Origin of the sequence: Cecembia sp., assembly GCF_007126775.1 — a bacterium.
Taxonomy (GTDB): Bacteria; Bacteroidota; Bacteroidia; order Cytophagales; family Cyclobacteriaceae; genus Cecembia.
This window is the reverse complement of record NZ_SLAP01000103.1, coordinates 1-26719: the sequence shown is the minus strand read 5'-3', so window position 1 is coordinate 26719 and position 26719 is coordinate 1. Positions and strand designations below refer to the sequence as shown.

General features: G+C 38.4%; 21 protein-coding genes. 14 read left to right on the top strand and 7 right to left on the bottom strand.

Translation table 11 applies throughout. The annotated features are described in order from the left end of the window. Window positions 1-115 precede the first annotated feature (115 nt). Window positions 116-1537 carry a DASS family sodium-coupled anion symporter gene (locus QZT73_RS06585; RefSeq protein WP_291787304.1) on the top strand — a complete coding sequence of 474 codons (1422 nt, stop codon included), beginning with the start codon at window positions 116-118 and terminating at the stop codon, window positions 1535-1537. Here the strand turns inward: QZT73_RS06585 and QZT73_RS06580 are convergent. Further along, window positions 1534-2463: a sugar phosphate isomerase/epimerase gene (locus QZT73_RS06580; RefSeq protein WP_291787301.1), complete on the bottom strand. Its 930-nt coding sequence runs from the start codon at window positions 2461-2463 to the stop codon at window positions 1534-1536. The two genes, QZT73_RS06585 and QZT73_RS06580, sit on opposite strands and share 4 nt — an antisense overlap. A gap of 159 nt (window positions 2464-2622) precedes the next feature. Here QZT73_RS06580 and QZT73_RS06575 point away from each other — a divergent pair, with 159 nt between their 5' ends. The 4 genes from QZT73_RS06575 to QZT73_RS06560 are packed head-to-tail and all read left to right on the top strand — an operon-like array spanning window position 2623 to window position 8834. Then, the gene (locus tag QZT73_RS06575; RefSeq protein ID WP_291787298.1) at window positions 2623-3324 is read left to right on the top strand and encodes a hypothetical protein; all 702 of its coding nucleotides are present in this window, start codon (window positions 2623-2625) and stop codon (window positions 3322-3324) included. Window position 3325: 1 nt separating this feature from the next. Next, window positions 3326-6076 carry a TonB-dependent receptor gene (locus QZT73_RS06570; protein WP_291787295.1) on the top strand — a complete coding sequence of 917 codons (2751 nt, stop codon included), beginning with the start codon at window positions 3326-3328 and terminating at the stop codon, window positions 6074-6076. Next, complete coding sequence (locus tag QZT73_RS06565; protein ID WP_291781650.1) at window positions 6076-7227, top strand: DUF4249 domain-containing protein; 1152 nt, start codon at window positions 6076-6078, stop codon at window positions 7225-7227. The genes QZT73_RS06570 and QZT73_RS06565 overlap by 1 nt, the downstream gene beginning before the upstream one ends. A gap of 2 nt (window positions 7228-7229) precedes the next feature. Then, window positions 7230-8834 (top strand): hypothetical protein, encoded by a 1605-nt coding sequence (locus QZT73_RS06560; RefSeq protein ID WP_291787292.1) that lies wholly within the window; start codon window positions 7230-7232, stop codon window positions 8832-8834. Here the strand turns inward: QZT73_RS06560 and QZT73_RS06555 are convergent. From QZT73_RS06555 to tilS, 5 genes are all read right to left on the bottom strand, one after another. Further along, a complete protein-coding gene (locus QZT73_RS06555) occupies window positions 8831-10501 on the bottom strand; it encodes a mechanosensitive ion channel family protein (protein WP_291781976.1) in 1671 nt (556 codons plus the stop codon). The two genes, QZT73_RS06560 and QZT73_RS06555, sit on opposite strands and share 4 nt — an antisense overlap. Before the next feature lie 104 nt (window positions 10502-10605). After that, window positions 10606-13335, bottom strand: coding sequence for a hypothetical protein (locus tag QZT73_RS06550; RefSeq protein WP_291787290.1), 2730 nt, complete (start codon window positions 13333-13335; stop codon window positions 10606-10608). Window positions 13336-13428: 93 nt separating this feature from the next. Next, a complete protein-coding gene (mdh, locus tag QZT73_RS06545; RefSeq protein WP_291781971.1) occupies window positions 13429-14367 on the bottom strand; it encodes a malate dehydrogenase in 939 nt (312 codons plus the stop codon). 145 nt (window positions 14368-14512) lie between these two features. Next, complete coding sequence (locus QZT73_RS06540) at window positions 14513-15049, bottom strand: cyclic nucleotide-binding domain-containing protein (protein ID WP_291781967.1); 537 nt, start codon at window positions 15047-15049, stop codon at window positions 14513-14515. Continuing rightward, a complete protein-coding gene (tilS, locus tag QZT73_RS06535; protein WP_291787287.1) occupies window positions 15046-16368 on the bottom strand; it encodes a tRNA lysidine(34) synthetase TilS in 1323 nt (440 codons plus the stop codon). Before tilS ends, QZT73_RS06540 begins: the two co-directional genes overlap by 4 nt. Window positions 16369-16418: 50 nt before the next feature. Here tilS and QZT73_RS06530 point away from each other — a divergent pair, with 50 nt between their 5' ends. The 9 genes from QZT73_RS06530 (at window position 16419) to QZT73_RS06490 (ending at window position 25825) form a co-directional block, all read left to right on the top strand. Beyond that, window positions 16419-18074 carry an OstA-like protein gene (locus QZT73_RS06530; protein ID WP_291781960.1) on the top strand — a complete coding sequence of 552 codons (1656 nt, stop codon included), beginning with the start codon at window positions 16419-16421 and terminating at the stop codon, window positions 18072-18074. 155 nt (window positions 18075-18229) lie between these two features. Next, window positions 18230-18937, top strand: coding sequence for a T9SS type A sorting domain-containing protein (locus QZT73_RS06525; protein ID WP_291781957.1), 708 nt, complete (start codon window positions 18230-18232; stop codon window positions 18935-18937). A 69-nt stretch (window positions 18938-19006) separates the two neighbouring features. After that, window positions 19007-19945: an outer membrane protein assembly factor BamD gene (bamD, locus tag QZT73_RS06520; RefSeq protein ID WP_291781954.1), complete on the top strand. Its 939-nt coding sequence runs from the start codon at window positions 19007-19009 to the stop codon at window positions 19943-19945. Between the two features lie 3 nt (window positions 19946-19948). After that, a complete protein-coding gene (locus QZT73_RS06515) occupies window positions 19949-20263 on the top strand; it encodes a DNA-directed RNA polymerase subunit omega (RefSeq protein WP_291787284.1) in 315 nt (104 codons plus the stop codon). Next, window positions 20263-21471: a bifunctional phosphopantothenoylcysteine decarboxylase/phosphopantothenate--cysteine ligase CoaBC gene (coaBC, locus tag QZT73_RS06510; protein WP_291787281.1), complete on the top strand. Its 1209-nt coding sequence runs from the start codon at window positions 20263-20265 to the stop codon at window positions 21469-21471. Before QZT73_RS06515 ends, coaBC begins: the two co-directional genes overlap by 1 nt. Before the next feature lie 41 nt (window positions 21472-21512). Beyond that, window positions 21513-22418 carry a DUF4835 family protein gene (locus QZT73_RS06505; RefSeq protein WP_291787279.1) on the top strand — a complete coding sequence of 302 codons (906 nt, stop codon included), beginning with the start codon at window positions 21513-21515 and terminating at the stop codon, window positions 22416-22418. 43 nt (window positions 22419-22461) lie between these two features. After that, window positions 22462-24114: a DNA repair protein RecN gene (gene recN, locus QZT73_RS06500; protein ID WP_291787275.1), complete on the top strand. Its 1653-nt coding sequence runs from the start codon at window positions 22462-22464 to the stop codon at window positions 24112-24114. 223 nt (window positions 24115-24337) lie between these two features. After that, a complete protein-coding gene (locus QZT73_RS06495) occupies window positions 24338-25153 on the top strand; it encodes an SDR family oxidoreductase (protein WP_291785272.1) in 816 nt (271 codons plus the stop codon). Between the two features lie 39 nt (window positions 25154-25192). Then, on the top strand, window positions 25193-25825 hold the full coding sequence (locus tag QZT73_RS06490; RefSeq protein ID WP_291787273.1) for a DUF2911 domain-containing protein: 633 nt from the start codon (window positions 25193-25195) through the stop codon (window positions 25823-25825). 27 nt (window positions 25826-25852) lie between these two features. Here the strand turns inward: QZT73_RS06490 and QZT73_RS06485 are convergent, their stop codons facing one another. Next, window positions 25853-26629 (bottom strand): prohibitin family protein, encoded by a 777-nt coding sequence (locus QZT73_RS06485; RefSeq protein WP_291785277.1) that lies wholly within the window; start codon window positions 26627-26629, stop codon window positions 25853-25855. Between the last annotated feature and the right edge of the window lie 90 nt (window positions 26630-26719).

Sequence of the window (26719 nt, the reverse complement as noted above, 5' to 3'; positions counted from 1 at the left end):
TTGTTTATAAGTTCTCGTTATCATATTATAAATTGATCAAATAATAATATTAACAATTTTCTCAGCATCATAAAATCACTAATTTTACCTAAGCAATTCATCAATATGCTTTTTTATGGCTTACAATGATTCCAGGCGGGCATCCTTTCGTCTATTTAAGAAACTGAAATTTGGCTGGATTTGGGCTACCTCCACATTCACAGGTAATTTTATTCTCGCGATTTTTATTACTTCTTTTTTTCGTAACCTGGGTTATGAAGATGATGTGAATTATGTCTTTTTCATAAGTGTGCTGGCCATTGGTTTATGGGTTACGGAATCTATACCTCCCTTTGCCGTTGGTATATTTATTATTGCAGGGTTACTGATGGGTTTCGGGACAGATTTTATCCTTGAGGACCACAAAACTCCCGTTGAAATGTATCTTGGAACCTGGACCAGTAATGTCATCTGGCTCTTATTGGGTGGTTTTTTTCTGGCCGAAGGAATGAGCATTGTATCCTTGGACAGGTCCCTCTTCCGCTTTACCATCAAAAAATTCGGAGAAGACCCCAATCAATTACTTTTGGGGTTGATGCTGACCACAGCTGTAGGGAGCATGGTCATGTCCAATACAGCTACAACAGCCATGATGATATCCTCTATTCTCCCACTGGCAAGAATGATGGGTAAAGATTCCGAATATACAAAAGCACTATTGGTAGGGATTCCAGCAGCTGCAACTTTGGGGGGAATGGGGACAATTATTGGAAGTACGCCCAATGCCATAGCCGTTGGCGCAATGCAGGAGAAAGGCATCAACCTTACTTTTATAGATTGGATGATTTTTGGATTGCCCACTGCCTTAATAGCTGTTTACCTTTTCTGGAAATTCCTTACCAAAAAACTGCAGCTGAGTGGGATTAAACTCGATTTATCTGAAATAACAGGGTCATCCAAAAGCAAAAAAGGTTTTGAAAGGAATGCGGTACTTTTCACCCTTTTTGTAACAGTGAGTATGTGGTTGACAGAACCACTCCATGGCATACCTATTGCTGCGACATCCGCTATCCCAATTGTATTGCTTACTTTATTTCAAGTAATGAAATCCGAGGATGTACGCCGATTACCTTGGGATACTTTGATGCTGGTCGCAGGTGGTTTGGCACTGGGCATTGCAATGGTGGATGTAGGCCTAACGGACATTATCATGGAAAAAATATCCCAACTGCCCATCCCACTGATTGGAGTAGCTATGGTTTTTGCCATTATTGCTGTCTTAATTTCCAATATTATGAGTAATACGGCCGCATCCGCCATCCTGGTTCCTTTGGGAATTACGCTTCCAGGTTTTTGGGGAATTGCCGTACCTTTGATTGTAGCCCTCAGCTGTTCGTCTGCGCTTTTATTACCAGTTTCTACACCATCTAATGCTATTGCCTTTTCAACTGGAATGGTTGAACAAAAAAGCTTCAGACCAGGAGGCCTTTTGATGATCATTTTGGGACCTATTCTGGCATTTTTAACTGTTTCTCTATATACCTGGATCTTCCATTAAGTTCCAACAACATTTGTTACAAGAGATTTCATTTTCTCCAATCCTGTTTTGGCCACTGTCAAGGCATCCTGTTGCCAATAATCAGGATTGAAAAGCTCCAAAGAAAGCACCTTCCTTCCACCCATTGCCTTGAGGTCCCCAATGATTTGTTGCATAGGTGCACCGCCATCCCCAGGATAGACCCGGTCCTTGTCTTGTTGTTCTTCTCTTGGAATATGCATCACAAAGTCATTCATATGAAACACTTCTATCAGATTCCCACTGAGCATTTTAAGCCCCTCATAGCCGGATCCTCCTCTAAAGAGGTGGTAAACATCCGGCAAAATCCGCGCATCTTTATCGTCAGCTACAGCCGCCACCATGAGCACTTGCCCAAGATGATAAAAATGGGGAAACGCTCCCCAAAATTCCAATTGGGGCATCACTCCTATTTTCCTACCCAGATCCAACAAGTTTTTATAGCGCTCACCAGCTTGAAAGAGGTCAAGAGGCGCATCTACCCCAAAGGCTGGTGCTGCCACACGGTGACAGTCCAAATCCGCCAAAAGCCCCATCTCTCTTTCCATTTGTTCAAAACCTGCTTTTCTCTTTGAAGCATCATCCACCATCCAAGGTGCAAAACCGATGGCATTCTCAAATGTCAATCCATGATCTCGGATCAACATCCTCAATGAATTTACGGAATTCCCTGCTTCAATATATTCCTGCAAGTCCCTAATCCATAGCTCAACACCATCGTAGCCAGCCTTTGCAGCAATTTCTAAATACCCTTTCAAACCTGGCTTTTGACCCATAATGGTACTGGTATTGAGGCAATATCGGAATTCGCTCTCAGTTACTTTAGGGGAAGCCTGAATCAAATTAGAGGAAAATAAAAGTCCCGAGCCTAGTCCGATGGATTTGATAACATTTCTTCTGGAAATCATAGATGATAGGTTTTTAAAGGTTTGATTTGCAATTGATCTTAAAATTAAATGATTAAACTGTTTGCATTTAACCATTTATAAAATTATTCGGTAATCAACAGCTCAGCCTTGATATTTTCACTAAATTATCAACGAATAATTTAGACCTATTTTAAATCTATGGCAAATCATTTTTTTTCACTTGTACTTGGCTTTCTACTACCTTGTACGCTTGTTTTTGGCCAGAAGAATGAGGGTTTGACAGAAAAATACCGCGAAAACATTCCTTTGGACCAAGAGATCGTAAGTGGAGGTTATTTTGTAGATCCCCCAAAAACCTATGAAGGTCATCCCTATTTTTTTACCAAGAATTTTGAGACAAGCGAAATCACTGTCAATGGACTTACCTACAAGGAGGTCCCTTTGCTCTACAATATATGGAAAGATGAAGTATTGACTTTTCAACCAGTACACAAACAAAAAATCCTGATCCGAGCCGATAAAGTTGATCAATTTATTTTAGGATTGGAAAAACCTGTTTGCTTTATACGTGTCCATGAAAACTCCAGATACAATCACCATGGCAATGGAATTTATGAACTGTATGTTGAAGGAAAGGCCAATGTACTGATCAAACACCGCAAACAGACCAAATCAAAAAGAGAGGTAGGAATATACAGTCACGAGTTTTACGAAATTGAAGACTATTTTATTCAAAAACCAGGTGGAATTATTCAGGTTACCAGTAAAAAACAAGCGATCGAGTTTTTGGGTCTGGATAAAAAAGAAGTTAAAAGGATGAGTAAAGGGCCCAAACTACACTTTAGATCTGATAAATTAGGCTATTTGGCATTTTTGGTTTCACTTTATAATAAGCAGTAAGATGAAGATCATGAAGCCCATACACCTGCTTATCATTATTGTTCTTCTTATTTCCAATTTTCAGGAATCAAAGGCCCAAGATACCGAAAGCATATCCGGCCTTTTCCCAGGAATTTCTTTTGTCCGGTTTGCGCAGCAAATAGAATCCATGAGTTCCTATAGGTTCTTTTTTTCTAAAGCGGAATTGGAAAATTTTCAAGTCAATATCAGTGCAAAAGATAATTCTATACAACAGATATTGAACGCTGTTTTTGATCAAACAGAGTATCGCTACAGCATCGATGGACAAAAGCAGATTTTCATTACCAAATACAATGCACTGGATCTAAGACTTCCCGAATATTTTTTCAACACTAATGATAAAGTAGGCGAGAATGACAGTCTCCAACGCCAAAATGATATTGAAAGGGCCTATTCAAGAAATAAACTATATGTGATTGGTGATCCTGGCCCACAAAAGGAAGCCTCCCTTAAAGGTAAAATTACCGGACTGGAAACTGGAGACCCTGTTTATGGGGCTGTTGTTTTTGAAAAGGCTGAATACAGAAGGGCCATTACCAATGAGGAAGGCTTTTTTGATATCCGACTTCCTGTAGGAAGGCACACTCTTTTTATTCAAAATCTGGGAGGATTTGTCGAGCAAAGGCAAATAAGTATTTTGGGCGACGGTATCCTGGATGTCGCCATAGAGGAAAATATCATCTCATTATCGGAGGTTACTGTCAGTTCAGACCGTATGACAAATATAGCGAGGCCTGAAATGGGGGTACAAAAACTGGACATAGCAGATATGCGGAGAATCCCAGCCATTTTGGGAGAGGTGGATGTAATCCGTTCAATTTTAACTTTACCAGGTGTGCAGACTGTAGGAGAAGCCTCTGTTGGGTTCAATGTGCGGGGAGGGGCAGCTGATCAAAACCTGATTCTTTTCAATCATGCCACAATTTATAATCCGTCCCATCTTTTCGGGCTATTTTCAGCATTTAACCCAGATGTGGTCGAATCAGTAGAACTCTATAAGGCGGGAATTCCTGTACAATATGGTGGGAGGCTTTCCTCAGTATTAGATGTCAATGCCAAATATGGGAACAGTGAAAAAGTAAAGGTTTCAGGTGGTATCGGACTTTTGACTGGTAGACTAACTGTAGAAGGTCCAATTGGAGAAAAAACAACATTTCTGGTAGCAGGCAGATCTACCTATTCAGATTGGCTATTGAATTTATTGGAGGAAAATACAGATTTTCAAAATGGCAGGGCTGCTTTTTATGACCTCAACTTAAACCTTTCCCATCAACTGAATAATAAAAATATTATCCGCTTCAATACTTATACAAGCAACGATAATTTCAGATTCGATAGGGATACCACTTTCCGGTATGAAAACCTTAATTTCAATCTAGGCTGGACGCATTATTTCAATGAAAAATTCGAAGCAGAACTGGTTTTGGGCCGTGATCAATATAGTTTCGGAATTGAAGGAAGGGATAATGCTGCCAATGCCTATGATTTTGGATTCAATATCCAGCAGGATTTTATTAAAGCAAACTTTAAATACGAATTAGATTTCAGGCATAGTCTTAATTTTGGTGTTCATACTATCAGCTATCAGCTTCAGCCTGGATTTATCAGGCCTTCAGGATTGGAATCCATCGTAGTGCCCGAAAAAGTCAATCAGGAACAGGCAAGGGAAACCTCTATTTATATTGGCGATAATTTTGAAATCAATGATCAACTGAGTGTCAGTTATGGAGGCAGATATGTGCTATATCAATTCTTAGGTCCAAACAATAGCAGGACTTATGCTTCAGGACAACCAATCGCTGCTCCCAACCTGGTCAGGGAACAGTCTTTTGGTCCGGGAGAAGTTATCCAAAATCACCATGGGCCCGAATTTCGTATTTCAGGACGCTATATTCTCAACAATATCTCTTCCATTAAAGCTGGATACAATACAGGCAGACAATTCATCCACTTAATCACAAATAATGCCGCCATAGCTCCTACAGACATTTGGAAACTCAGTGATAACAATATCAGGCCTCAATGGGGAGATCAGATTTCATTGGGATATTATAGAAACCTTAAAGTGAACAAATACGAACTCTCCATTGAAACCTATCATAGATCACTTAGTAATCTTTTGGATTTTCGATCAGGGAGTACACTTATTTTAAATAGTACGGTGGAACAAGCATTGGTCAGGTCAGAAGGAAGAACCTACGGAGCAGAAATTTTACTAAGGAAAAATGTGGGTAAATTGAACGGTTGGCTGAGTTACACTTACTCGAGGTCTTTATTGAGAACCGCCAAAGATGAACTTGCTGAAAAAATCAATGGCGGAGACTGGTATCCCAATAATTTTGACCAGCCCCACAATGCTGTGCTTGTAGGTAATTATGAATGGAGTAAAAGATTCAGCACCTCCTTAAACGCCAACTACAGCACAGGCAGACCCATTACATTACCGGTAGCTAAATTCAATTACGGAGGTTCGGAAAGGGTATTTTTCTCCGACCGAAATGCCTACAGGATCCCGGATTATTTCAGAATTGATCTCTCGGTCAATATAGAAGGAAACCATAAAGTCAGAAAACTTGCCCATTCCTCTTGGTCTTTAGGGGTGTACAACCTTTTGGGAAGAAGAAATCCATACTCAGTCTTTTTCACTCCTGTTAATGGGGTTTTAGAAGGCTATCAGCTTTCTATTTTTGCTCAACCTATCCCTTTTATTACGTATAATTTTAAAATATAATGCCAAACCGACAAGCCTATATCTATTCGCTGATCTTAAGCATGCTGCTTATCTCATGTAAGGATCCTTTTGAACCTGAGCTGGGGGATATGCCAACAGAGATTTTGGTGGTAGAGGGATATGTCGAATTAGAGGGGGAATCGATTATCAAACTCAGCAAAACCAGCCCTATTCAAAGTGAAAATACGGGTAATCTTGTTTTATCTGCCTTTGTAGCCTTAAGTGATGCTGGGAATAATAGGTGGGAATTTGAGGAGAAAGGGGATGGGCTTTATTCATTAGAAGGAAACTTCCCTGAAAACAGCGAATATTACCTGCATATCCAATTACCAAATGGGGAAACTTATATCTCTGAGGCTATGAAACCTGTTATTTCCCCTGAAATCGATGTACTGGATTATATCAGAGATGAAGAAGGTGTAGAAATCTTTATCAGCACCAAGGGTACAGAAACTTCCCAGTATTTCCTGTGGACTTTTGAGGAGAATTGGGTGTTTCGCCCGGGCGTAATTTCCAATTTAATATATGATAATGGATCTATTAGAAGAAGGACAGAAGAGGAGCGCATAGACAGGTGCTGGCAAAAAAATATCAATCCCTTCATTGTCCTTCAAAATGCTGCCAGGTTTGAGGATAACACCATACTTCAAAGGGAATTGGTACGCATTCCCAACTTTTCTGAAAAATTGACCCAACGTTATCGTATTCAGGTCAAACAAATGGCTTTAGACCAGGCTGCATTTGATTTTTGGGATATTTTGAGAAGGAATTCAGAAGATATCGGCGGTATTTTTAGCCCCCTTCCCTCACTGATTACTGGAAATATTCAAGCCCTTTCTGAAGGGATGCCTCCCGCCATTGGACACATCAGTATGGGTAAGACCAGTACTAAAGAAATATATATTGACCTGAACGATGTATTCCCATGGCCTGTGTTTATTCAGGAATATGAATTTTGTAATATTTTTAACGATACTATTCCACCTAATCCAGCGACTATAACTTCAACATTTGCCTCGGGTAATCTTATTCCTGCCAGAGACATTTTTAATCAAATGGGGGCATTATTAGGGTATAGGGCAGCAGAACAAGCATGTACGGATTGCAGGTTAAGAGGAAGTAATGTCAGACCTGAATTTTGGGAGGATTGATCATGCGGTTGAAAATTATATTGTTCTTTTTCTTTATCCACTTTAGTTCTTTCGGTCAAAATATTGCTGAAGAGGAGGTTTGTGCCCATATTTCTAAAAATATTACTGCAGTTGGTGATGAGATATGGTTTTACTTACAAGTCAATAGTTATCGAAGTCCAGGGCACTCTAAAATGGCTTATGTGGAATTGGTTGATAGAAAAAACCTTCCTGTTTTCCAATCCATCATACCACTTGAACAGGGAAAAGCTGAAGGAACGATTAAAATACCTTCCTCCCTTCAGTCTGACAATTATTTACTTCGTTTTTACACCAGAACAAGCCCCATCTTTAGCCAGAATGGGAAAGGGGTATTCAACAAGTTTATCACAATAATCAATCCCAAAAAAGGGCCTAGCAGAATTCAGAATTTCCCAAGCCTCAAAAATTACACATTTGAGAATCCCGGGGTTTTTATGAATCAAAAAAGCCGGGTAAACAAACAATCTGAAATCCCAATACAACTTGATTTTATCCAAGACACCTTCAATATCTCGGTTTCAATCAAAAACCCTTTCTTGAATCCTGACCTTCAAGGAAGCATAGGCCAGGAAATATACCAACCTCTTAAAAACCCGAAAATTATCCCAGAACTATTCGGGCATATAGTACATGGCAAAAATCTTGCTGCTCAAATTGATACCGCAGAAACATTTTTCTTATCTGCGCATGGAAAACAATCCGTACTTCACGCTGCAAAACCGGATAAAGGAGGCAATCTTTTTTTTGACTTAGGGCCATTAAAAGCATACGATTTCTTGATTGCGCAGTCATACCAACACGAAAAACAACTCAATTTTGAACCCCAATCGCCATTTTTGCCATTTCTATTTGAAGAAGATTTTAATTTCCCTCCTTTAGAATTGAATGAAAAGGATAGGGAATTTTTGGAGAAAATATTACTTTCAGCACAACTTATCCCTCATTTTTATCCTTCAGAATCATTCTTTGCTTCTCCAATCGTTACGGGTTTTGTAGCTGACAGAACTTATTATTTGGATGACTTTACCCGTTTTGAAAATCTTGAAACCACCTTGAGAGAATACGTTCCTGAAGTATTGGTCAGAAAACAATCCCGAACCACCATATTTAAATTAATCAATGCACCATTAAATGCACTTTTCCAGGACAACCCGCTGATTTTGATTGATGCAATGCCAGTCTTTGACACTGAGAAGTTGGCTAATTTTGACCCAAAAGGTATCCAAAAGCTGGAAGTCCTGAACAGAGAATTTTCCTTCAATCAAGATAAATTTTCTGGTGTATTGAGTTTGACTTCTTTCGATAACGACTTTGGAAAAATTGAATTACCGATCAATTCACTATATCTGAATTACTGGGAATTGATGCCGAAATGGAAACTGAAAACACCTCATTTTAATCCCCACCTTGATGAAGCCAATTACCCAGACTTTAGAAGCAGCCTATTTTGGTCAACAGAACAACTGAAAAACGCATTTTCTATTAAAGCTTCCAGTATCTCCGGAGATTTTGAAATCATAATTTCATATCCTGACAAAGATGGGAATTTAAATTTTAAGGTAGCTTTACTTCAGGTAATGGATTAATTGTCTCTTCGAACGAGTTCTTTCGCTACAAAATCCTGTAATTTAGCTGTGTAGGCAGAGGCTTCTGCGGCATAGCCAGGAACCAAGGTTTTCTTCTCTGGAAAGTTTTCCATATGGAGCGTTTGGGTAGGGAATGCAAACCTTACCCCAAGAGAGTTGGCCAATTTGATAATCTGAACGAGTATTTCATGCCTGCACCGCAATTCTTGAGGCCAAGTGGGCACTTCAAAAAAGATATAAAACATGATGTCCTGACTGTATGCAGATAGATTATTAAAATAAACATTGTAGTAATCTTTTCTGGTATCCGGATGATGATCCACAATTTTCTTCAATCCTTCAACAAAAGCCTCTATCAATTCAGGGGGCGTATCGTAGGTAATTGTCAAAGTCGTGAAAAATCTCCTGTATTGACGCAGACCGTGGTTGTCAATAGTAGCATCTGCAATTTTTCCATTTGGTATATACATGAGGGAATTTCGAAAGGTCCGGACCCGTGTAGATCGGAATCCAACTTCTTCGACTGTGCCGTCCACATCCCCTGAAGTTATCCAATCCCCTACCTGAAAAGGTTTATCAATGAATATCATGATTGAGCCGAAAAAGTTTTTGATCGTATCCTGTGCAGCCAATGCAAAAGCCAAACCTCCAATAGACAAACCCGTAAGGAAAGGAACGATATCTATCTCTAGACCTTCTTTGAGAACAAACAAAGTACCCACAATGACCACAAACGCTTTTAGTGTTTTCCGCATCAATGGAACCAATTGATCATCGAGGGTGGACTCTGTCTTTTCTGCCAGTTTAGAAAAATAGAGAGCTACAATATCTACGATTTTGTAAAATACAATGGTAATTACCAAGGGCTTGGCCGCATTCAATAACTTAAGTACCATGGATACTACCTCAATCGGTAATTGTAGCAGCCGGATAAAAAGTGATGAAATAACAATGATCAAATAAATACTTGTAACCCTGGCAACGGGTAAAAGGTATTTTTCTCCCACATAACCATAGCCCATTTTTGAAACCACATACATAAATCCCCTGTCCAATAAAAAAGTCATGAGCTTATGGGCAACAAAGAGACTTAAGATAAGGAGAAAAAGACCCGCCAACTGCCAAAAGTGTAAACCCAAATAAACTTCATTCCCCATTTTTGGAAGAATATTCAACAATCTATCTGTTCCATATGGATAAGTTTCCTTGTGCATTTCATCAATCTGCGAAACCGTGAAAGCACTGAATTTCCATTCTCCATTAATTTTCTCCAGATACACTAGTGGTAGCCTTCTTGTATCAAAAAAGTACCTCGACTGTGTAGTATACAGAGAATCTATCCAATTTGGGTCATTGGGGACCTCTGAAATTTTTACATAAACCCCGTTACCATCAAAAATTTGTTTGAGCTTGATGGCTAATCTTTCAGCATTTTTTGACGCCTCATCATCCAAAAAAAGTGCTTCGGAAGCTACTTTGGGGTCATAATTATCCTCCCTTAGATTATAAAAAAAAGTCAGGGTTGTATGGTAAGGTGTCTGAAGATTATGGTAATCTGATTCCTCTAAAGGAATCATTTGATCATCCAATATCACTTGGGCTTGGATAAACTGACTCAAGCATAAAAAAAGAATAAGCGAAATATGTTTAAAGCTGAAATCAGACATGTCTTTCTTTTTAAATCCCCTGCAAAAGTAAGAAGGGAATGGTAAGGAGAGAAACAAAAACAAAAAAACATCCCTAAGAGTAATTTCTTAGGGATGAGTTTAATTTATAAAGGCAATCTATATTCAGAAAACCTATTGCCTGATGCTGTGAAAATGGTATAATCATTTTGACTTCCTGAATATCGGATGATAACATTACTGTCCCCACTGATAGGTAAGGTGTTAAGAAGCACTCCTTCTAAGTTATACAGATAGATAAACTCTTGATTTTTATCAGTTATAACAAAAATATTTTTGTCTGTACCAAAAGAAAAAAACTGAAACTTTAATTCCTGGGAAAAAATGTCCACCGTGAACAATGGTTTAAATTCGTTACTCAGAACTGTAACTTTATTGTATTCATAGACAACAAACAAGTACCGGTCTTCTTTTTGGTCTTTAATCAAGTGAAACCTACTTTCTCTATCTGGACGCAGCAATTGATTTCGATATGCCAGTTCTCCTCTCAAATTAACCTGAACTACCTCTCCCTCTTTGGTGATAGTCACAAGCCTACTATCTCTAGCACTCCCTCTTTCCAAGAGAATATATTCCGTAGAAAGTCCATCTCCTAACCTGATTGGGCTTCCAGGTTCGACCTCTCCCCTTCTGTTGAAAAAATAAAGTTCTCCATTGGCAGATAATGCCACCATTCTGTCTCCTACACCGGCAATCCTATGATGGGCTGGCTTTACTGCCAAAGGCCCTCTGATTTGGTTAGGGTTCCATCCTTCAAGAGCAGTACCATTCTTATCCAGTAAAATCAGTTTTCCGGTGGTAGTCCCTAAGAAAAACCTGTAATCTCTCGTATTGCTGTAATCAACCAGATTCAAATGGGTGATTGTTTCTCCCTCCAATGCCAAAGGATAATTAGGCAGCAAATTACCCAAACGGTCAATGATGTAAATCTGATTTCCTGTAGCAAAGAGCAGCTGAAGCTTCCCGTTTTTATAAAAATCCACTTGGAAAATATCTGATATTATAGGCCCATCCAATGGGTACCCAAAAACCTGTTCCCCTTCTGCTGTAAAAAGGTAAAGGTTATTTTCTATATCCTGCAATACAAACTCCTGACTTCTATCCACAAAGTTCTGGACCATTACTGGTCCGTAACTAAGTCTATTTTGAAATTGCACATATCTGTTTTCTGTTAAAAGCACATCCTGTACAGCCTTTATGGGGGCCAAATTATAGGACCATTCCAGATTAAGTTGATTGGACTTATCATATTCTTTGACTTTGATACTCATCAAGTCCATGGATTTGATTTGAGGTGCATATTTTTGAAAAAATGGCTGCCAATTAGGCGAACTTTTTTCCAGTACTGCGGCCCAAAATCGTGGCGTATTGATCATAAAATGATAACCATGATCAGGAGATATGATATCAAGCATCCTCTTTTGATTTAGCGATTTTCCCCAGGTATTGTCATTATTGAGGTCATCAATGAATAATTTCATAGACTTACTGCTGTTGGACATTACCAATACATCCCCTATAGCTGTAAAGTATGTATCTGAAAAACCTTGGAATTTTCCGCCAAAAAGATGGGCTGGAAATTCATCAGCAGCAATCATAAATATTTCCTGCTGTTGATAAAAATCTGAAGGAAGGTCCCCTGTTTCTGAACGGCCATGGTTCAAGGCAAAGGATTTTAACATATTGATCTGTGCTTCAACGTCACTTGTTTTGGCCAAAAGGATTTTATCTTGAGGCTCATTAGGTATCAATTCAAACAGAATGAAAGCTAATTCTCCTGATAACTTTTCAAAAAAACCATTTTCAATGAGTTCTTTCTCAAGGTCACCTTTTAGCGTACTTGTTATTTCAAAAGTATCATCTTCAAAAACTTTTAATTGTTTGAGATCCTGGAGGGTATATTGGTGCAAAACGGAAACCCTGTTGCTTAGCAGGTTTTGAAAAACCTTTGCATCAGTTCCGCTTGAAGATGCGAAACTGAATTTTTTCCCATCGGGAAAAAATGCCTTGCCATCCATAGAGATTTTTTCATCCAAAAATTTAAGTTCAAGGTTGGCTGACACACCCCTGTTGGCAAATGATTGAATCATTTTAAGATCTTTATCCCTCGTAATTCCAGCGATCAAACGTCCTAAACCTGTGGATGAAAGCCTGAATACACCTAAGCCTCTTGACTTAGGCAGCGCATCAAATAAGGGCCTGTTTGAAGATTTGAAATCAGACAAGTTCGTATTTTGCGCATAGCGAATGGCTTCTTCTACCAAAAATGAGCTATAACTGGCTACGAAAATATTTCCTATTAGAGCAAAGCTAAGATTTCTTTCCAGGTCTAGACTCTGTAGTTCCTTGATCTCTACATTACTGTAATTTCGGGTATTAATTCTGGTTAAAGGAGGTAGGTTATTTTCAAGTTCACCCAAAAGCTCAGGGACTGCTCTATCTTGGAAAGCAATCGTATGGAGAAAGTCAAATTCTTCCCTACCTACAGGATGCAATGAAATTACAAACTGGTTTCCTTTGAGTGCTTTTTCCAATCGCCCACTTTTCCCCAAAATGCTGTCCAAGGCCATAATCTGACTTTGTGCCTGGTATAAAACCGGTAATTCCGAAAGCCTCTCCCAGATGGGCTGGGTAACCAGCTGGTTCCAGGCCATTACGGGCTCAGTAGTCTCAAAAATCAGGATTGCTTCTGAAGAAACGAGCTCCAGCGCATTTCTTTTGGAAACAATCGGTAATCCGAATTTATAAACATAAAATACTGCAGCAAGAATTCCCGCAGTCAATAGGAATCCAATTATGAGCTTTTTGATTTTCACTTACCTGTTTTTTTGATTGAAATATCTTGCTATCAAAATAAATAAAAAAATCCCGATTAAAAACCGGGATTTCAATATTCTAAAGGAATAGGGTTATTTTGTAGACAGCTTGTCCAATACTCCCATCACTTCTTTTACATGTCCTCTGGATACCTCCAGGAGTTCTTTTTCTTCTTTATTGAGATCAAGTTCGATAACTTTCTCCACGCCATTTCTTCCCAAGACTACTGGTACGCCCAAATAACAATCATCTATCCCATATTCTCCATCCAGTTTGATGCATACGGGGAATACCCTTTTTTGGTTTTTCAGAATGGCTTCTACCATTTGGGCAGAAGCTGATCCTGGGGCATACCAAGCAGAAGTACCCATTAACTTCACCAGTTCTCCTCCCCCAAACTTCGTTCTTTCTATAATTGCATCCAATTTGTCTTTTGCTATCAATTCGGTAACAGGAATCCCCGCAACCGTGGTATATCTAGGAAGTGGAACCATGGTATCTCCATGACCACCCATAAGGATCGCCTGGATTTCTTTGGGTGAAATATTTAATTCCTCTGCAATAAACGCCCTGTATCTGGCGGTATCCAAAATACCCGCCATACCGATTACTTTAGTACGGGGAAGCTTGGAAGTGATATGGGCCTGATATGTCATGACATCCAAGGGATTGGAAACAACTATGATAATGGCATCTGGAGAATGCTTGATTACATTTTCGGTAACAGATTTAACGATTCCAGCATTGGTTTCTATAAGGTCATCTCTGGTCATTCCTGGCTTTCTTGGTAAACCGGAAGTTATTACAACCACATCAGAATTCGCTGTTTTGCTGTAGTCATTGGTACTTCCCACTGTCCTACTGTCGTATTGATTGATAGGTGCTTTTTGCCAAATATCCAAGGCTTTGCCTTCGGCTACTCCCTCTTTGATATCTACCAATACGATCTGTTCAGCAATTTCTCTGTAAGCCAAAACATCGGCACAGGTTGCTCCCACATTGCCGGCACCTACTACGGTTACTTTTGTCATGATTATGGATTTATTTAAGTTGATACATTAATTTCAAAATACGCGCTAAGTTATTAAAGAAAGGACATTTTGTAAAATAATACAGCTGATTACTTGGCAATTCAGCGCATATAATTGCTAATTGATATACACGAAATTATTGCCTTTACCTGGTTTCCTCTTTGTTTCTGTCAAACATTTCCTGAAGATTGAAAAAACCAAATGAGTTCTTGTAAGATTTAAAAAGCCTTTTATTGTTTTGATTATAGAACGCCGCCAGAGAAGCCATCATCTTGGCCTTTATTTTGGGATTGCTGTCAAATACTTCCTGAATGGCAAAATGAGGGACAACCAGTAATTCTGCCTCTTCAGATGATACAACAGCTGTGTAGATTCTTGTGACATTTTCCAACAATGAATTCTCTCCAAATGCTTCCGTTTTGTTGACCTCATTGATTATCTCGAAATTATCTTTGATATCTATTGTAAGATGGATTCGGCCTGACTTGACCACATACAAAGCCTGACTTGGATCTCCACTGAAAAAAACTATTTCATTTCTTCTGTATTTTCGATAGTGAAGTGCCGGAAGAAACCTGGCCATTTCCATATTTTTCAATTTTTCGAAAAGATTGACCTGAGATAAGAACTGAAACGTTTCCAACTCATTGACACTAAAAGTTCTGGAAAATGGATTGATCATGGTTTAATCTTTTTCAAATATAAAACATTTTCAGTATTGACATCACACTTGTACTTCTCACCGATCCTATGGCCCACTAACCAGACCACCTCTCCTTCTGACAAAAGAACAGCTGCCTTTCTTTTTTCCAAAAGCGGCAATTTAAGGTCAATCAAAACATCGGAAATCTTCTTTCTGGATTTCATTCCCAATGGCACCATTCTGTCTCCCTGTTCCCATTTTCTAACGGTAAGTGGAAAGGAAAGTTTGTCCAAATCCAACATTGCATTTTCCACATTTCTATCTAAAGGAAAATTTTTGTCAACACGTATGATATCATAAACCGAAGTATTGATCTGAACCCTGATATCCCCCTTAGCAATAGAAATAGGTCTCCAATCAAAGGCAGACTTACCCAAAATCAGCTCCTCCCTATCTACATTTAAAACATACTCTCCTGAATAAAAAAATTTCCCCACCACAGCATGCTCTGCACAAACAAGAACATCCTCTATGTCAGATGTGCCAAAACCAAAATCTCTCAGCCAATAGAACAAAAATGAGCTCTTCCCGGGTAAGTTTATAAAATCTTTAATTCTTATAAACTGATAGTCCCCTTCCGAATGCACATGCCTTTCTTTCCATTGCTGGTATAAATAAAAAAACGCTTTTCCTGTATCTTTAATTCTTCTAAAACTCTTTCCCATCACCGGCATTGCCATTGGAAATTTTTGCTCTATTAGGGGAAAAACCTCATTTCTTAAGAAATTCCTTCTGTAATAACTCTCCTTGTTGGTGCGATCCTCTCTCCATGTATAATTGTTCTCCTGCAAGTAATGCAACAGTTCCTCTTTGTAAAATGAGAGTAAAGGCCTGATAATTGGACCTCGGCGATCAGACATTCCATAGACTCCTTCTATCCCTGCACCGCGGAGTAGATTAAGTAGAATGGTTTCCATCTGATCTTCAAAATGATGTGCCACTAAAACCCCCTGAAGCCCACTCAAAGCCAATATTTCATCGAACCAAGAATACCTAATATCTCTTGCCACCATTTGGGTGGATCCTTCTTTTGAGGAAAAAGCTCGCTCCTCGATTTTCTTGAAATGTAAAATCACCCCCCATTTTTTTGCAAGATCCTTAACAAAAGCTTCATCTTCATCACTTTCCTCGCCCCTTAAACTATAATTGACATGCGCTATTTCAAAATTTATCCCAGCAGCTTCCAGCAAATAGCCAAGGGCAACACTATCTGCCCCCCCGCTGAGTGCCAATAAATACCTGGATTTTGGATCTAAAAGATTTTTTGACCGTATATGATCGATAAAAACACTTTCCATAATTCAAAAATATCATTTTTGGCTAATTTTGTCGCTGACTCAAATTCATAATGGTAAAAAAGACCCTCTTTTTCTTTCTTAACTGCTTGCTTTTAGCTTGTGGTTATGCTTTTTCCCAACAAAGTAATATGCTGGAAATCCAGCAGGCGGACCTTTTACAGGGTGCGAGTGGATTTGAGCGGCTGATAAATAATGTCCGAATGAAGCACCAAAATTCATTGATCTATTGTGATTCAGCCCATTTTTTCAGGGAAGCCAATATGGCAAAACTTTACGGAAGGGTAAGAATAGTGGATACAGAAGACCCAGTCATCACTACAAGCAATTATGCGGAATATGATGGATTCACCAAAATTGCCAAATTGAGAAATAATGTGGTTTTGAAAAATGAAGAAACTACCTTGTATACTGATTTTTTGAATTATAACAGAGAAACAGGCCTGGCAAATTATTTTAATGACGGCAAAGTAGTTGATTCTACAAATGTACTGACCAGTATTAATGCACTGTACGATACCAGATCTGAAAAAATTACCTTTACTGATAATGTCATTTTGGTCAATCCTGATTACACAATGAGGACGAACTTCCTGATCTATATGACTGTCCCAAAAACAGCGGAAACAGTAGGACTTACCAACATTGTATCCGCAGAAGGCGATAAACTCAATGCCCAAAAAGGAAGTTTCTATGATACCGAGAAAAAACAGTTTCGTTTTTTTGAAGGTGAAGTAGAAACCGAAACCAATAAGATATATGCTGATATTCTTTTTTATGACGAATTGGCCAAATATTATGAAGGCAGGTTAAATGTTAGCATGCTAAATAAAGAAAGAGAGGTGGAGATTTTTGGTGAAGAAGGCAAATATTGGGAGGATAGAAAGTACAGCCTGGTTTATGGCAATGCCCTGGTGCAAAAATACTTTGAAAAGGATACTTTATATATGATAGCCGATAGCTTGATTTCACAGGATAGTGAGCAGTTTGACGATCGTCATTTATTGGCTTTCAATAATGTGAAAATGATCAAATCAGATCTTCATGGAATATCAGATTCCCTGGCTTATATATATGCTGATTCCAGTATTTACATGTACAAAGATCCAGTATTATGGAATGATAAAAGTCAAATTACTGCCGATAGTGTAAGTTTTTTGATCGCCAATGAAGAAATTGATAGGGTTTACCTCAATAGAAAAGCATTCAATATTACCAAAGACACCCTTGGAAATTTCAATCAGATTAAAGGCAGAAAAATGACAGGCTATTTCACTGAAGGGAAGATCAGCCGCTTTCATGTGGAAGGAAATGGAGAATCAATATACTTCGATGTAGTAGGAGATTCGGTTCTAAGAGGGATGAACAAAATGCTCTGCGCCAATATCATGATGTTTTTTGAAGAGGGCAATATCAAAAGAATCAATTGGCTTGTAAAACCGGAAGGCGCATTTAACCCGCCTCACATGATCCAGGAAGAAGATAAACTTTTGGAGGGCTTTATCTGGAGGGAAGAGGAAAAACCAAGTATGGATAAGATTTTTGCATGGCGTAAACCTGTAAGAAGAGAAAGAAATCCTGAAAATCTTTTTGATCAACCTGATGTGATTATCCCTTTCCCATCGGAGGAAGAAATACAAAAACTATTGCAACAAAAAGGAGAAACTGTATTGGAAAAACAGCCTTTAGAAGAGGATAAGCCCGATTAATTTTTCGGAACGAATTTTGATAAAAAAAATTTTATTGAGCTTAACAAATTTTAACCCATAATGGGTAAAAAGTTCAAATCAATTTGGTAAATTTATACGTATCAATAATATCGTCAGAGAATTCTAAACTCCAGGCTTATCGACAAAAGATTTACATGAAAAATATTCTTGCACTCATTACCTGTATCTTTTTTATGCTTCCCATCGTTGGGGAAGCGCAGGTACGTGTTTTGTCTGAGAATATTGAATTCAGCGGTAAGATAGGGACTTCTCAAAGACAATCGCTCATTATCCAAAATGAATCAGATCAAGCAAAAGTATATTCTTTGAAGTTTTTGAGAGGCAATATTGGATCTTCTCAGAACGTTAAAATATGTATTGAAGAAAAGTGCTACAATCTTAAAAAAGATCTGAGCAAAGTAAAACTTACACTTCAGCCCAACGAAATATTCACTGACCTTTACTTAGAGGTTGATTTAGGAATAAGTGAATTAAGAGGAAGTTTTGATCTTCATTTTGCAAATACAGAAAATGCAAGAGATGTTTTTTTTGTGGAAGCAGTTTATGAGGTTTTCAATCCTGTTGATGATGAAACTAACCACAAGGATATTTCTCTTGGAAGTATTTATCCAAACCCTAGTAACCGAATTGCACAGATTGATTATGAATTCAAAAACCCCAACGCATCTGCGAAAATCTCTATCAACAGCTTTATCGGTAATCCGGTAGCAGAATACGAGTTGGATCCTTTACAGCGTACATTGGTAATTAATGTAGCGGACCTAAACCCAGGGGTATATTTTTACACCTTGTTTGTGGATAATAAAAATATAGTCACGAAAAAACTCGTTGTCAAGAAGTAACCTTCCTAAGCCTTTGGGCCTAATTTGATAACAATATTAAATCCCTTATATTTGCGGCTCCAAAATTCTATGAAAGTAAAACAAATTTACATATTGGCTCTATTTCTTACTTTGGCTTTTTCTTCTTGTGGGAAATTCTACAAACTTGAAAAAAGCACCAACTGGGAAGAACTTTATGAAGCTGCCAATGAATACTACGACCAAGGAGAGTTTAACAAGGCAATTATTTTGTACGATAAAATACTCCCTGTAATAAGAGGAAGTGAAAAAGCCGAAATGGCAGATTTCAATTATGCTTATAGTCACTTTAGAACAAAAAGATATATTGAATCTGCTGGCTACTTCAATACTTTTTACCAAACATACAGCAGAAGTCCTTTGGCTGAAGAAGCCTTGTTCATGAACGCTTATTCTCTGTATTTGGATTCTCCTGATTTTAATCTGGATCAAAAAAGTAGCAGAGATGCAGTTAACGCAATACAATTATTTATTAACAGATTTCCTCAGTCTGACTCTTACGAAAGAGCCATGGGCATGATTGATGATCTTCAGAAAAGGTTCGAAGAAAAGGCATATCAGGAGTCCATGTTATACCTTCGGCTTACAGAAGGTCTTTTTCCAGGAGACTTCTACAGGGCATGTATCATCAATTTCCAGAACTTTTCTAAAGACTTCCCGGATAGTAAATATAACGAAGAATTGGCTTATAAACTTGTCGAAGTTTCATTGTCATACGGAAGCAGAAGTGTTTTTGACAAAAAAGAAGACAGGTTAAAAGATGTGTTTAATTTTGCAGACCAATTCAAAAGAAGGTATCCTGAAAGCAAATATATCGGAGCGATTGACCCACTTATCGTTAAGGCTGAAAAAGAACTTACCGCACATTTAAAGGTTAAAAAAGAGTACGAAGAATCCTTGGCCAAAGCCAAATTGGAAGAAGAGGATGCTGCTATCCCTTCAACAGAAGTGAATCCATCAGAAAACTCAATAGAAATTTCAAACAACTAAAATATGGCAATCAATCCATCTATCATCACCAGAGACCTGGATAAAATTTCGGATAAAACAGGTAATGTATATGAGTCAATTCACATTATCGGTCAAAGGGCCAAGCAGATTTCTTCTTCTATGAAGGAGGAGTTAAACAACAAACTATCTGAATTTGCATCTACAGTTGATAACCTTGAGGAGGTTTTCGAAAATAAAGAGCAAATTGAGATTTCGAAGTTTTATGAAAGGATGCCAAAACCCAGTACATTGGCAATGGAAGAATTCTTGGAGGGGAAATTGTATTTCCGTCACCCAGAGGAAACTACTGAAGAATAATGCTCTTAAAAGGGAAAAAAATTTTATTGGGTATAACTGGAAGTATAGCGGCTTACAAGGCTGCTCATCTTACTAGACTATTGGTAAAAGAAGGAGCAGAAGTACAAATCATTATGAGTACTTCTGCTCTTGACTTTATAACACCTTTGACCTTGGCCACATTGTCAAAAAAGCCTGTATTTCATGAATTTTTTGACCCAAAGACAGGCTCTTGGACCAATCATGTAGATCTTGGCCTATGGGCAGATCTCTTTTTAATTGCTCCAATAAGTGCCAATACTTTGAGCAAATTGGCGAATGGTTCATGCGATAACTTGCTTTCCGCCACCTATCTTTCTGCAAGGTGTCCCGTCATGATAGCTCCAGCAATGGACTTGGATATGTACCAACATCCATCAGTAAGGAAAAACTTGGGAACTGTAGCATCCTTTGGAAATATCATTTTGGATGCAGAAAGTGGAGAATTAGCCAGCGGACTCTCAGGGCAGGGAAGGTTGATGGAGCCTGAAAATATTTTAGAAAAGGTAGTTGCGCATTTCGTCAGTGCTGAAGATTTTTTAGGAAAAAAAGTATTGATCACTTCTGGCCCAACACAAGAAGCCATTGATCCTGTAAGATTTATAAGTAACCACTCCAGTGGAAAAATGGGAGCTGCCATCGCAGATTCCTTTGCTAGAAGAGGAGCTGAAGTTCACTTGGTATTGGGTTCAGGAGCCATAAAACCAGAAAATAAAAAAATAAAGATTTACCCTGTCAAAAGTGCCCAAGAGATGTACCAGGAATCTGCCCGTGTACATAGGGCTATGGACATCTGTGTGTTCGCAGCAGCGGTCGCCGATTATGCGCCTAAAAATGTGGCAACAGAAAAAATCAAAAAAGAAGGGGAAGGAATGGCTATTGATCTTGTCAAAAACGTGGATATCGCATTAACTTTAGGAAAAGCGAAAATGCCCCATCAAATACATGTAGGGTTTGCCCTTGAGACAGAAAATGAGGCGTTCCATGCCAAAAATAAGTTGGAAAAGAAAAATTTTGACTTGATTATTCTTAACTCTATGAGGCAAAAAGGTGCAGGTTTTCAATTAGACACCAACAAAGTAAGTTTGTTTTTTGAAGATGGGCATACAGAAGAATCAGAAATCCTGCCAAAACAACAAATTGCTGAAATGATCTTACAAGGCATTAAAAAGATACCTGTTAAAATTTAGATTTCACTTTTTCGTTTATTTAAAAGTAATTGAATGATTAAATGATCAGAATTGGTTTCATATTGGCCTTATTGGTGATGCAAAGCGAACTGGCAATTGCCCAGGAACTGAATTTCACGGTGATTATTAATAGTGACCGGGCCAGAACACAGGAAACTGCTGTTTTTGAAGATATGAAGGTAAATTTTGAGCAGTTTCTCAATGGTAGGACTTGGAGTACTGATCAATTTCAAGCTTTTGAAAGAATCAAAGGGAATATGTTGGTTACTATCAGTGACATGCCTCAAGTTGGATTCTACAATGCAACAGTACAGATTCAGACGGTAAGGCCCGTGTACGGAACCAATTATGAAAGTATGGTTCTAAACTTTATCGATAGGAACTGGTCTTTTGAGTTTCTACAATCCCAACCACTGGAATTCAACCGTTTTTCATTTCTCAATAACATCAGTTCTTTATTGGCATACTACGCCTATATTGCTTTGGGCTTTGATTATGATAGTTTTTCATTAAGGGGAGGAGATGCATTTTTTGAAATAGCCAATAATATTGTGAACAACGCACAACAATCTCCTAGACCTGGATGGCAACCCAACCCGAACGACAGACGGAATAGGTACTGGCTGATCAATGATATTTATACTTCTTCTGTTTTTGCCCCAGTAAGAGAGGCGATTTATCTTTATCATAGAAAAGGTCTAGACCTTCTGTTAAGCGACCCTGAAGAAGCTTATAAGAATATTACTGAAGCCATCCGATTGGTTTCTGAAGTGAATACGCAGCAACCGAATGGTATTTTCACCATTGCATTTATTGATGCCAAAGGAGATGAGATCAGCAAAATTCTAAAGAAAGCACCCCTGGAAATCAGAACGGAGGCGGTAGGATATTTGATGAAAATAGATCCTAACAATGCCAGAAGGTACAATGATATCCTAAAAGGTTAACCAGTTTTTCTTAGATTTGCCGTCAAGCAATTTTTAAAAGCAGATGCTTAAATCATTAAATATTTCCAATTACGCATTGATCCAGAAGCTGGAGATGTTCCCAAGTACCTCCCTGAGTATGATTACCGGAGAAACAGGTGCAGGGAAATCAATTATGCTTGGCGCAGTAGGTTTACTTTTGGGAAATCGTGCAGACATTAAATCTCTTTCTGATCCTGAGAAAAAATGTGTGGTTGAAGGAAACTTCGGTATCAGCAACTATGGGCTTGAGGATTTTTTCAAACAAGAAGACTTGGACTTTGAGCCGGAATGTATCATTAGAAGAGAAATTAGTCCTTCTGGAAAATCACGTGCTTTTATCAATGATACCCCAGTGAGACTGGAGACACTTAAGGAACTGGGAAAATCTCTTATGGACATTCATTCCCAACACGATACTTTGATGCTTGCAAATGGCGCTTATCAGTTACATTTAATTGATGCTTACTCTCAAAGTTATCAGGAAAAAGAGGTATACCAAAAAGCATATCAGCTCTTTATTGCGACGGAAAAGACTTTAGAAAAACAATTAGAACTTGCTAAAGCACTAAAAAAGGAGGCTGATTTCAACAAATTTCAATTAGAAGAACTTTCCTTACTGAACCTTGTTGAAGGAGAACAGCAAGAGTTGGAAAACGAGCAGGATGTTTTAGAAAATGCAGAAGAAATCAAAGCGAAAATCCAGGAGGTTTTAGGCCAACTGCAAGACGAACAATTTGGAGCTTTACGCATACTTTCCCTTGCCAATCAAAACATTCAACAACTAAGAAGGTATGCCCATAGATTTGAATCCTACGGAGAACGTTTCCAAAGTCTATTGATTGAGATCAAGGATCTTGCCGACAGTTTAGAGAATGAAGACAGCAAGGTAGAAGTAGATTTTGAGAAATTGGAGACCGTCAGGAATCGGTTAAGCAAAATCTACCACCTTCAGCAAAAACACGGACTGGATTCCATCGAAGCCCTAATAACCTTAGAGCAGGAATTGGCTGATAAGGTTTTTAAGGTGGAAAATCTTGATGAAGAAATAGAGAATTTACAAGTTGCAAAGGCCAAGGCTGAGACTGACATGATGTCAAAAGCAAAAGCTTTGAGTGAAAAAAGAAAAGCTTCATTTCAAGATTTCAGCAAGGAACTGGAAAGGTTGCTGAGGCAATTGGGAATGGAAAATGCAAAAATAATGATGTCTCATCAGGCAGTATCAGCCTCCAAGGATGGGATTGATCAGATAGACATATTATTTACAGCCAACAAAGGTGTACAACCGCAAGCTTTGAGACAGGTGGCCTCTGGAGGAGAATTTTCAAGGTTGATATTTGCCATTAAATATATTATGGCAGATAAAATGGCTCTTCCAACGCTTATTTTTGATGAAATCGACACCGGGGTATCGGGTGAAGTTGCATTACAAATGGTCCGAATGATGCAGGAAATTTCCAAAAAACACCAAGTGATCTGCATTTCACATTTGGCCCAAGTAGCTGCAAAGGGAGACCAACATTATTATGTATTTAAAGACAACACAAGCGACAAAACTATCAGCAAAATAAAGTTACTGGCTCCAGAAGAAAGAGTTACTGAAATTGCTAAAATGATCGCTGGCTCGAACCCTTCTCCTTCCGCTTTTGAAAGTGCCAAAGAACTTTTGAGTATTTGAAAATACCATTAATCATAGTCCAAAACTCTCAGAAACAATAAACATTAATTGGGGAAATGGGCGTTTATCAGATGCTGGGAAAATGGAAAAAACGGTCCATAATTAAGTTACAGACATGCACTTCTCCAAACAGTCTTTCGAAATCCGACTTAGAAAATCCCATATCCTAATTTTTTCCTTATTTTTACCGCTCTATTAAAGAACCAACCTAAATATCGATATTATGGCAGAGAATTTACTAAAAGGAAAATTAGGCATTATCACAGGTGCATTGGATGAAAACTCCATCGCTTGGAAAACCGCTTTGAAAGCCCATAACCAAGGAGCAAGATTCGTTTTGACCAATGCTCCAATAGCAATGAGAATGGGCGCTATCAAGGAACTTGCAGAAGAGTGTAACACTATTGTCATACCTGCAGATGCCACTTCCTTAGAGGACATAGAAAAACTCTACACAGAATCAAAAGCATATTTAGGAGGGAATTTTGATTTTATATTGCACTCAATTGGAATGTCTCCAAATATCCGAAAAGGAAGGTCATATGGAGAACTGAACTATGATTGGGTCAACAAATCTTATGATGTATCGGCTATCTCATTCCATAAAATGATGCATATGGCAGAAAAAATGGACCTCATGAACGAATGGGGATCAATCATGGGTCTTTCATATATTGCTGCACAAAGGGTTTATCCATTTTATACAGATATGGCGGATGCCAAAGCACTTCTTGAAAGTATCGCCCGAGGATATGGTTACCGCTTTGGCAAATCGAAAAAAGTTCGTGTTAATACCATTTCACAATCACCCACCAAAACCACAGCCGGGACAGGAATAGATGGATTTGATGCTTTTTATAATTTTGCTGACAAGATGTCTCCGTTGGGTAATGCCCCTGCTGATGCATGTGCGGACTACATCATTACCATGTTCTCCGATCTTACCCGATTTGTCACCATGCAGAACCTCTTCCATGATGGTGGGTATTCCACCACAGGTATTTCAGAGGAATTGATGGATCAATTCAAAGATTTATAATTTTTCAACCGAATTCTTATTTTGATTAAAACCAATAAAATGAAAATTCTACAAACTATATTCGTTATTGGTCTTGGTTCAATTTTGCTAGCATGTGGACAAGAACCAAAAAGTGATCTCCCCGAAGGCGAAGAAATGAGTAATTTAGAAAAAGAGCATATTTTAGAGAAAGTTACCTATGCTGATAGTGTGAATGCAGACCTGCTAGAAGATACTTTCAAAGGAAGTGCAAGGCGGGAAGCCAAAGCAATTATTGGTGGTAATGAAATAAGAATAAACTATGGTTCTCCAGGTGTAAGGGGAAGGGTTATTTGGAATGGTTTGGTTTCCTATGATCAGGTTTGGGTTTCTGGTTCTCACTGGGCTACTGCGATAAGTTTTTCGGAAGATGTTATGATCAATGAAGTGAATGTCCCTGCGGGAATGTATGGATTTTTCACAATCCCAGGACGTAAGGAGTGGGTACTTATTTTAAACCGTGTTTATGATATGCACCTTGCCGATGAATACGAAGAATCCGAGGATATCGTAAGGGTGTCCGTTAAACCTGAGATCTTGGAAACGCCTGTTCAAAGACTCACCTATGAGGTTGAATTGAATTCAGATAATGCAGTTGAAGTTTCAATGGCATGGGATCAAATAAAAGTCAAACTACCTGTGGGGTTAAAATAAAAAAAGAGGGTTGAACCCTCTTTTTTTTTATTTTTCTTGAGAATTGATCAAGTAAGGAGTTTTGCCATCGGTAATAATTATTTTTGTATTGGGAGAATTGGCCAATTCTCTAAACGCTTCAATGCTTCTCAATTCAATGATTTCTCGCACAAGTCCTTCAGCGAGAATTTTCTGTGCAGCTCTAGTTCCTTCCGCTTCGATTCTCCTCCTTTCCGCCTCCTTCCTTTCTCTTTCTAATATATATTCCATTTGCTGTGCTTCCTGCTCGGCTTGTAACTTTCGCTCTATGGCTCGGCTCAACTCATCAGGTAAACGAATACTTTTCATTAGCACCCTTTCTACAATGAATCCCCTCTCCCTCAAAGATTCATGCATCCGATCTTGAATCTGAGTTTCAATTTCTGACCTCATTCCTGAATGCATATCTTTTGCCATGTATTGGGCTGTAATATCAGCCGAAGCAGATCTGAAAACATTTAAAATCAAAACCCTTTCATAATTTTCTCCTACATCTTCCAATATGAAAGGGACTTTATCTTTCTCGATACTATACAATATAGAAATTTCAGAATCTATGGTCAGTCCCTCCTTGCTTGGAAGACTTAATTTGACCTCTTGATTAACAGTTCTTATAGGAACTTTGATCACACGAGTAGTAAAAGGATTAAAACCAACCAAACCAGCATCCGAAATATCAGGTGCTAATTTCCCGAATTTACTTTTCACTCCAACCTCTCCTTGACGTATTACCGCACAGGAAGATGCTAACATCAAAACCGATAATAATAAAAACAAATTTTTCATAACAAGTCTCATAGTTTGATATGCTATACGGTAAAAAAGTGATTTTGATTTATTATATTTCAAATAATTTAAAATAATCAAATTATATTT

What these genes read in the sequence shown, in the direction of transcription:
- QZT73_RS06585 (WP_291787304.1), top strand. Translation starts at nt 116, where the DNA reads ATGGCTTACAATGATTCCAGGCGGGCATCCTTTCGTCTATTTAAGAAA.
- QZT73_RS06580 (WP_291787301.1), bottom strand. Translation starts at nt 2,463, where the DNA reads ATGATTTCCAGAAGAAATGTTATCAAATCCATCGGACTAGGCTCGGGA.
- QZT73_RS06575 (WP_291787298.1), top strand. Translation starts at nt 2,623, where the DNA reads ATGGCAAATCATTTTTTTTCACTTGTACTTGGCTTTCTACTACCTTGT.
- QZT73_RS06570 (WP_291787295.1), top strand. Translation starts at nt 3,326, where the DNA reads ATGAAGATCATGAAGCCCATACACCTGCTTATCATTATTGTTCTTCTT.
- QZT73_RS06565 (WP_291781650.1), top strand. Translation starts at nt 6,076, where the DNA reads ATGCCAAACCGACAAGCCTATATCTATTCGCTGATCTTAAGCATGCTG.
- QZT73_RS06560 (WP_291787292.1), top strand. Translation starts at nt 7,230, where the DNA reads ATGCGGTTGAAAATTATATTGTTCTTTTTCTTTATCCACTTTAGTTCT.
- QZT73_RS06555 (WP_291781976.1), bottom strand. Translation starts at nt 10,501, where the DNA reads ATGTCTGATTTCAGCTTTAAACATATTTCGCTTATTCTTTTTTTATGC.
- mdh (WP_291781971.1), bottom strand. Translation starts at nt 14,367, where the DNA reads ATGACAAAAGTAACCGTAGTAGGTGCCGGCAATGTGGGAGCAACCTGT.
- QZT73_RS06540 (WP_291781967.1), bottom strand. Translation starts at nt 15,049, where the DNA reads ATGATCAATCCATTTTCCAGAACTTTTAGTGTCAATGAGTTGGAAACG.
- tilS (WP_291787287.1), bottom strand. Translation starts at nt 16,368, where the DNA reads ATGGAAAGTGTTTTTATCGATCATATACGGTCAAAAAATCTTTTAGAT.
- QZT73_RS06530 (WP_291781960.1), top strand. Translation starts at nt 16,419, where the DNA reads ATGGTAAAAAAGACCCTCTTTTTCTTTCTTAACTGCTTGCTTTTAGCT.
- QZT73_RS06525 (WP_291781957.1), top strand. Translation starts at nt 18,230, where the DNA reads ATGAAAAATATTCTTGCACTCATTACCTGTATCTTTTTTATGCTTCCC.
- bamD (WP_291781954.1), top strand. Translation starts at nt 19,007, where the DNA reads ATGAAAGTAAAACAAATTTACATATTGGCTCTATTTCTTACTTTGGCT.
- QZT73_RS06515 (WP_291787284.1), top strand. Translation starts at nt 19,949, where the DNA reads ATGGCAATCAATCCATCTATCATCACCAGAGACCTGGATAAAATTTCG.
- coaBC (WP_291787281.1), top strand. Translation starts at nt 20,263, where the DNA reads ATGCTCTTAAAAGGGAAAAAAATTTTATTGGGTATAACTGGAAGTATA.
- QZT73_RS06505 (WP_291787279.1), top strand. Translation starts at nt 21,513, where the DNA reads ATGATCAGAATTGGTTTCATATTGGCCTTATTGGTGATGCAAAGCGAA.
- recN (WP_291787275.1), top strand. Translation starts at nt 22,462, where the DNA reads ATGCTTAAATCATTAAATATTTCCAATTACGCATTGATCCAGAAGCTG.
- QZT73_RS06495 (WP_291785272.1), top strand. Translation starts at nt 24,338, where the DNA reads ATGGCAGAGAATTTACTAAAAGGAAAATTAGGCATTATCACAGGTGCA.
- QZT73_RS06490 (WP_291787273.1), top strand. Translation starts at nt 25,193, where the DNA reads ATGAAAATTCTACAAACTATATTCGTTATTGGTCTTGGTTCAATTTTG.
- QZT73_RS06485 (WP_291785277.1), bottom strand. Translation starts at nt 26,629, where the DNA reads ATGAAAAATTTGTTTTTATTATTATCGGTTTTGATGTTAGCATCTTCC.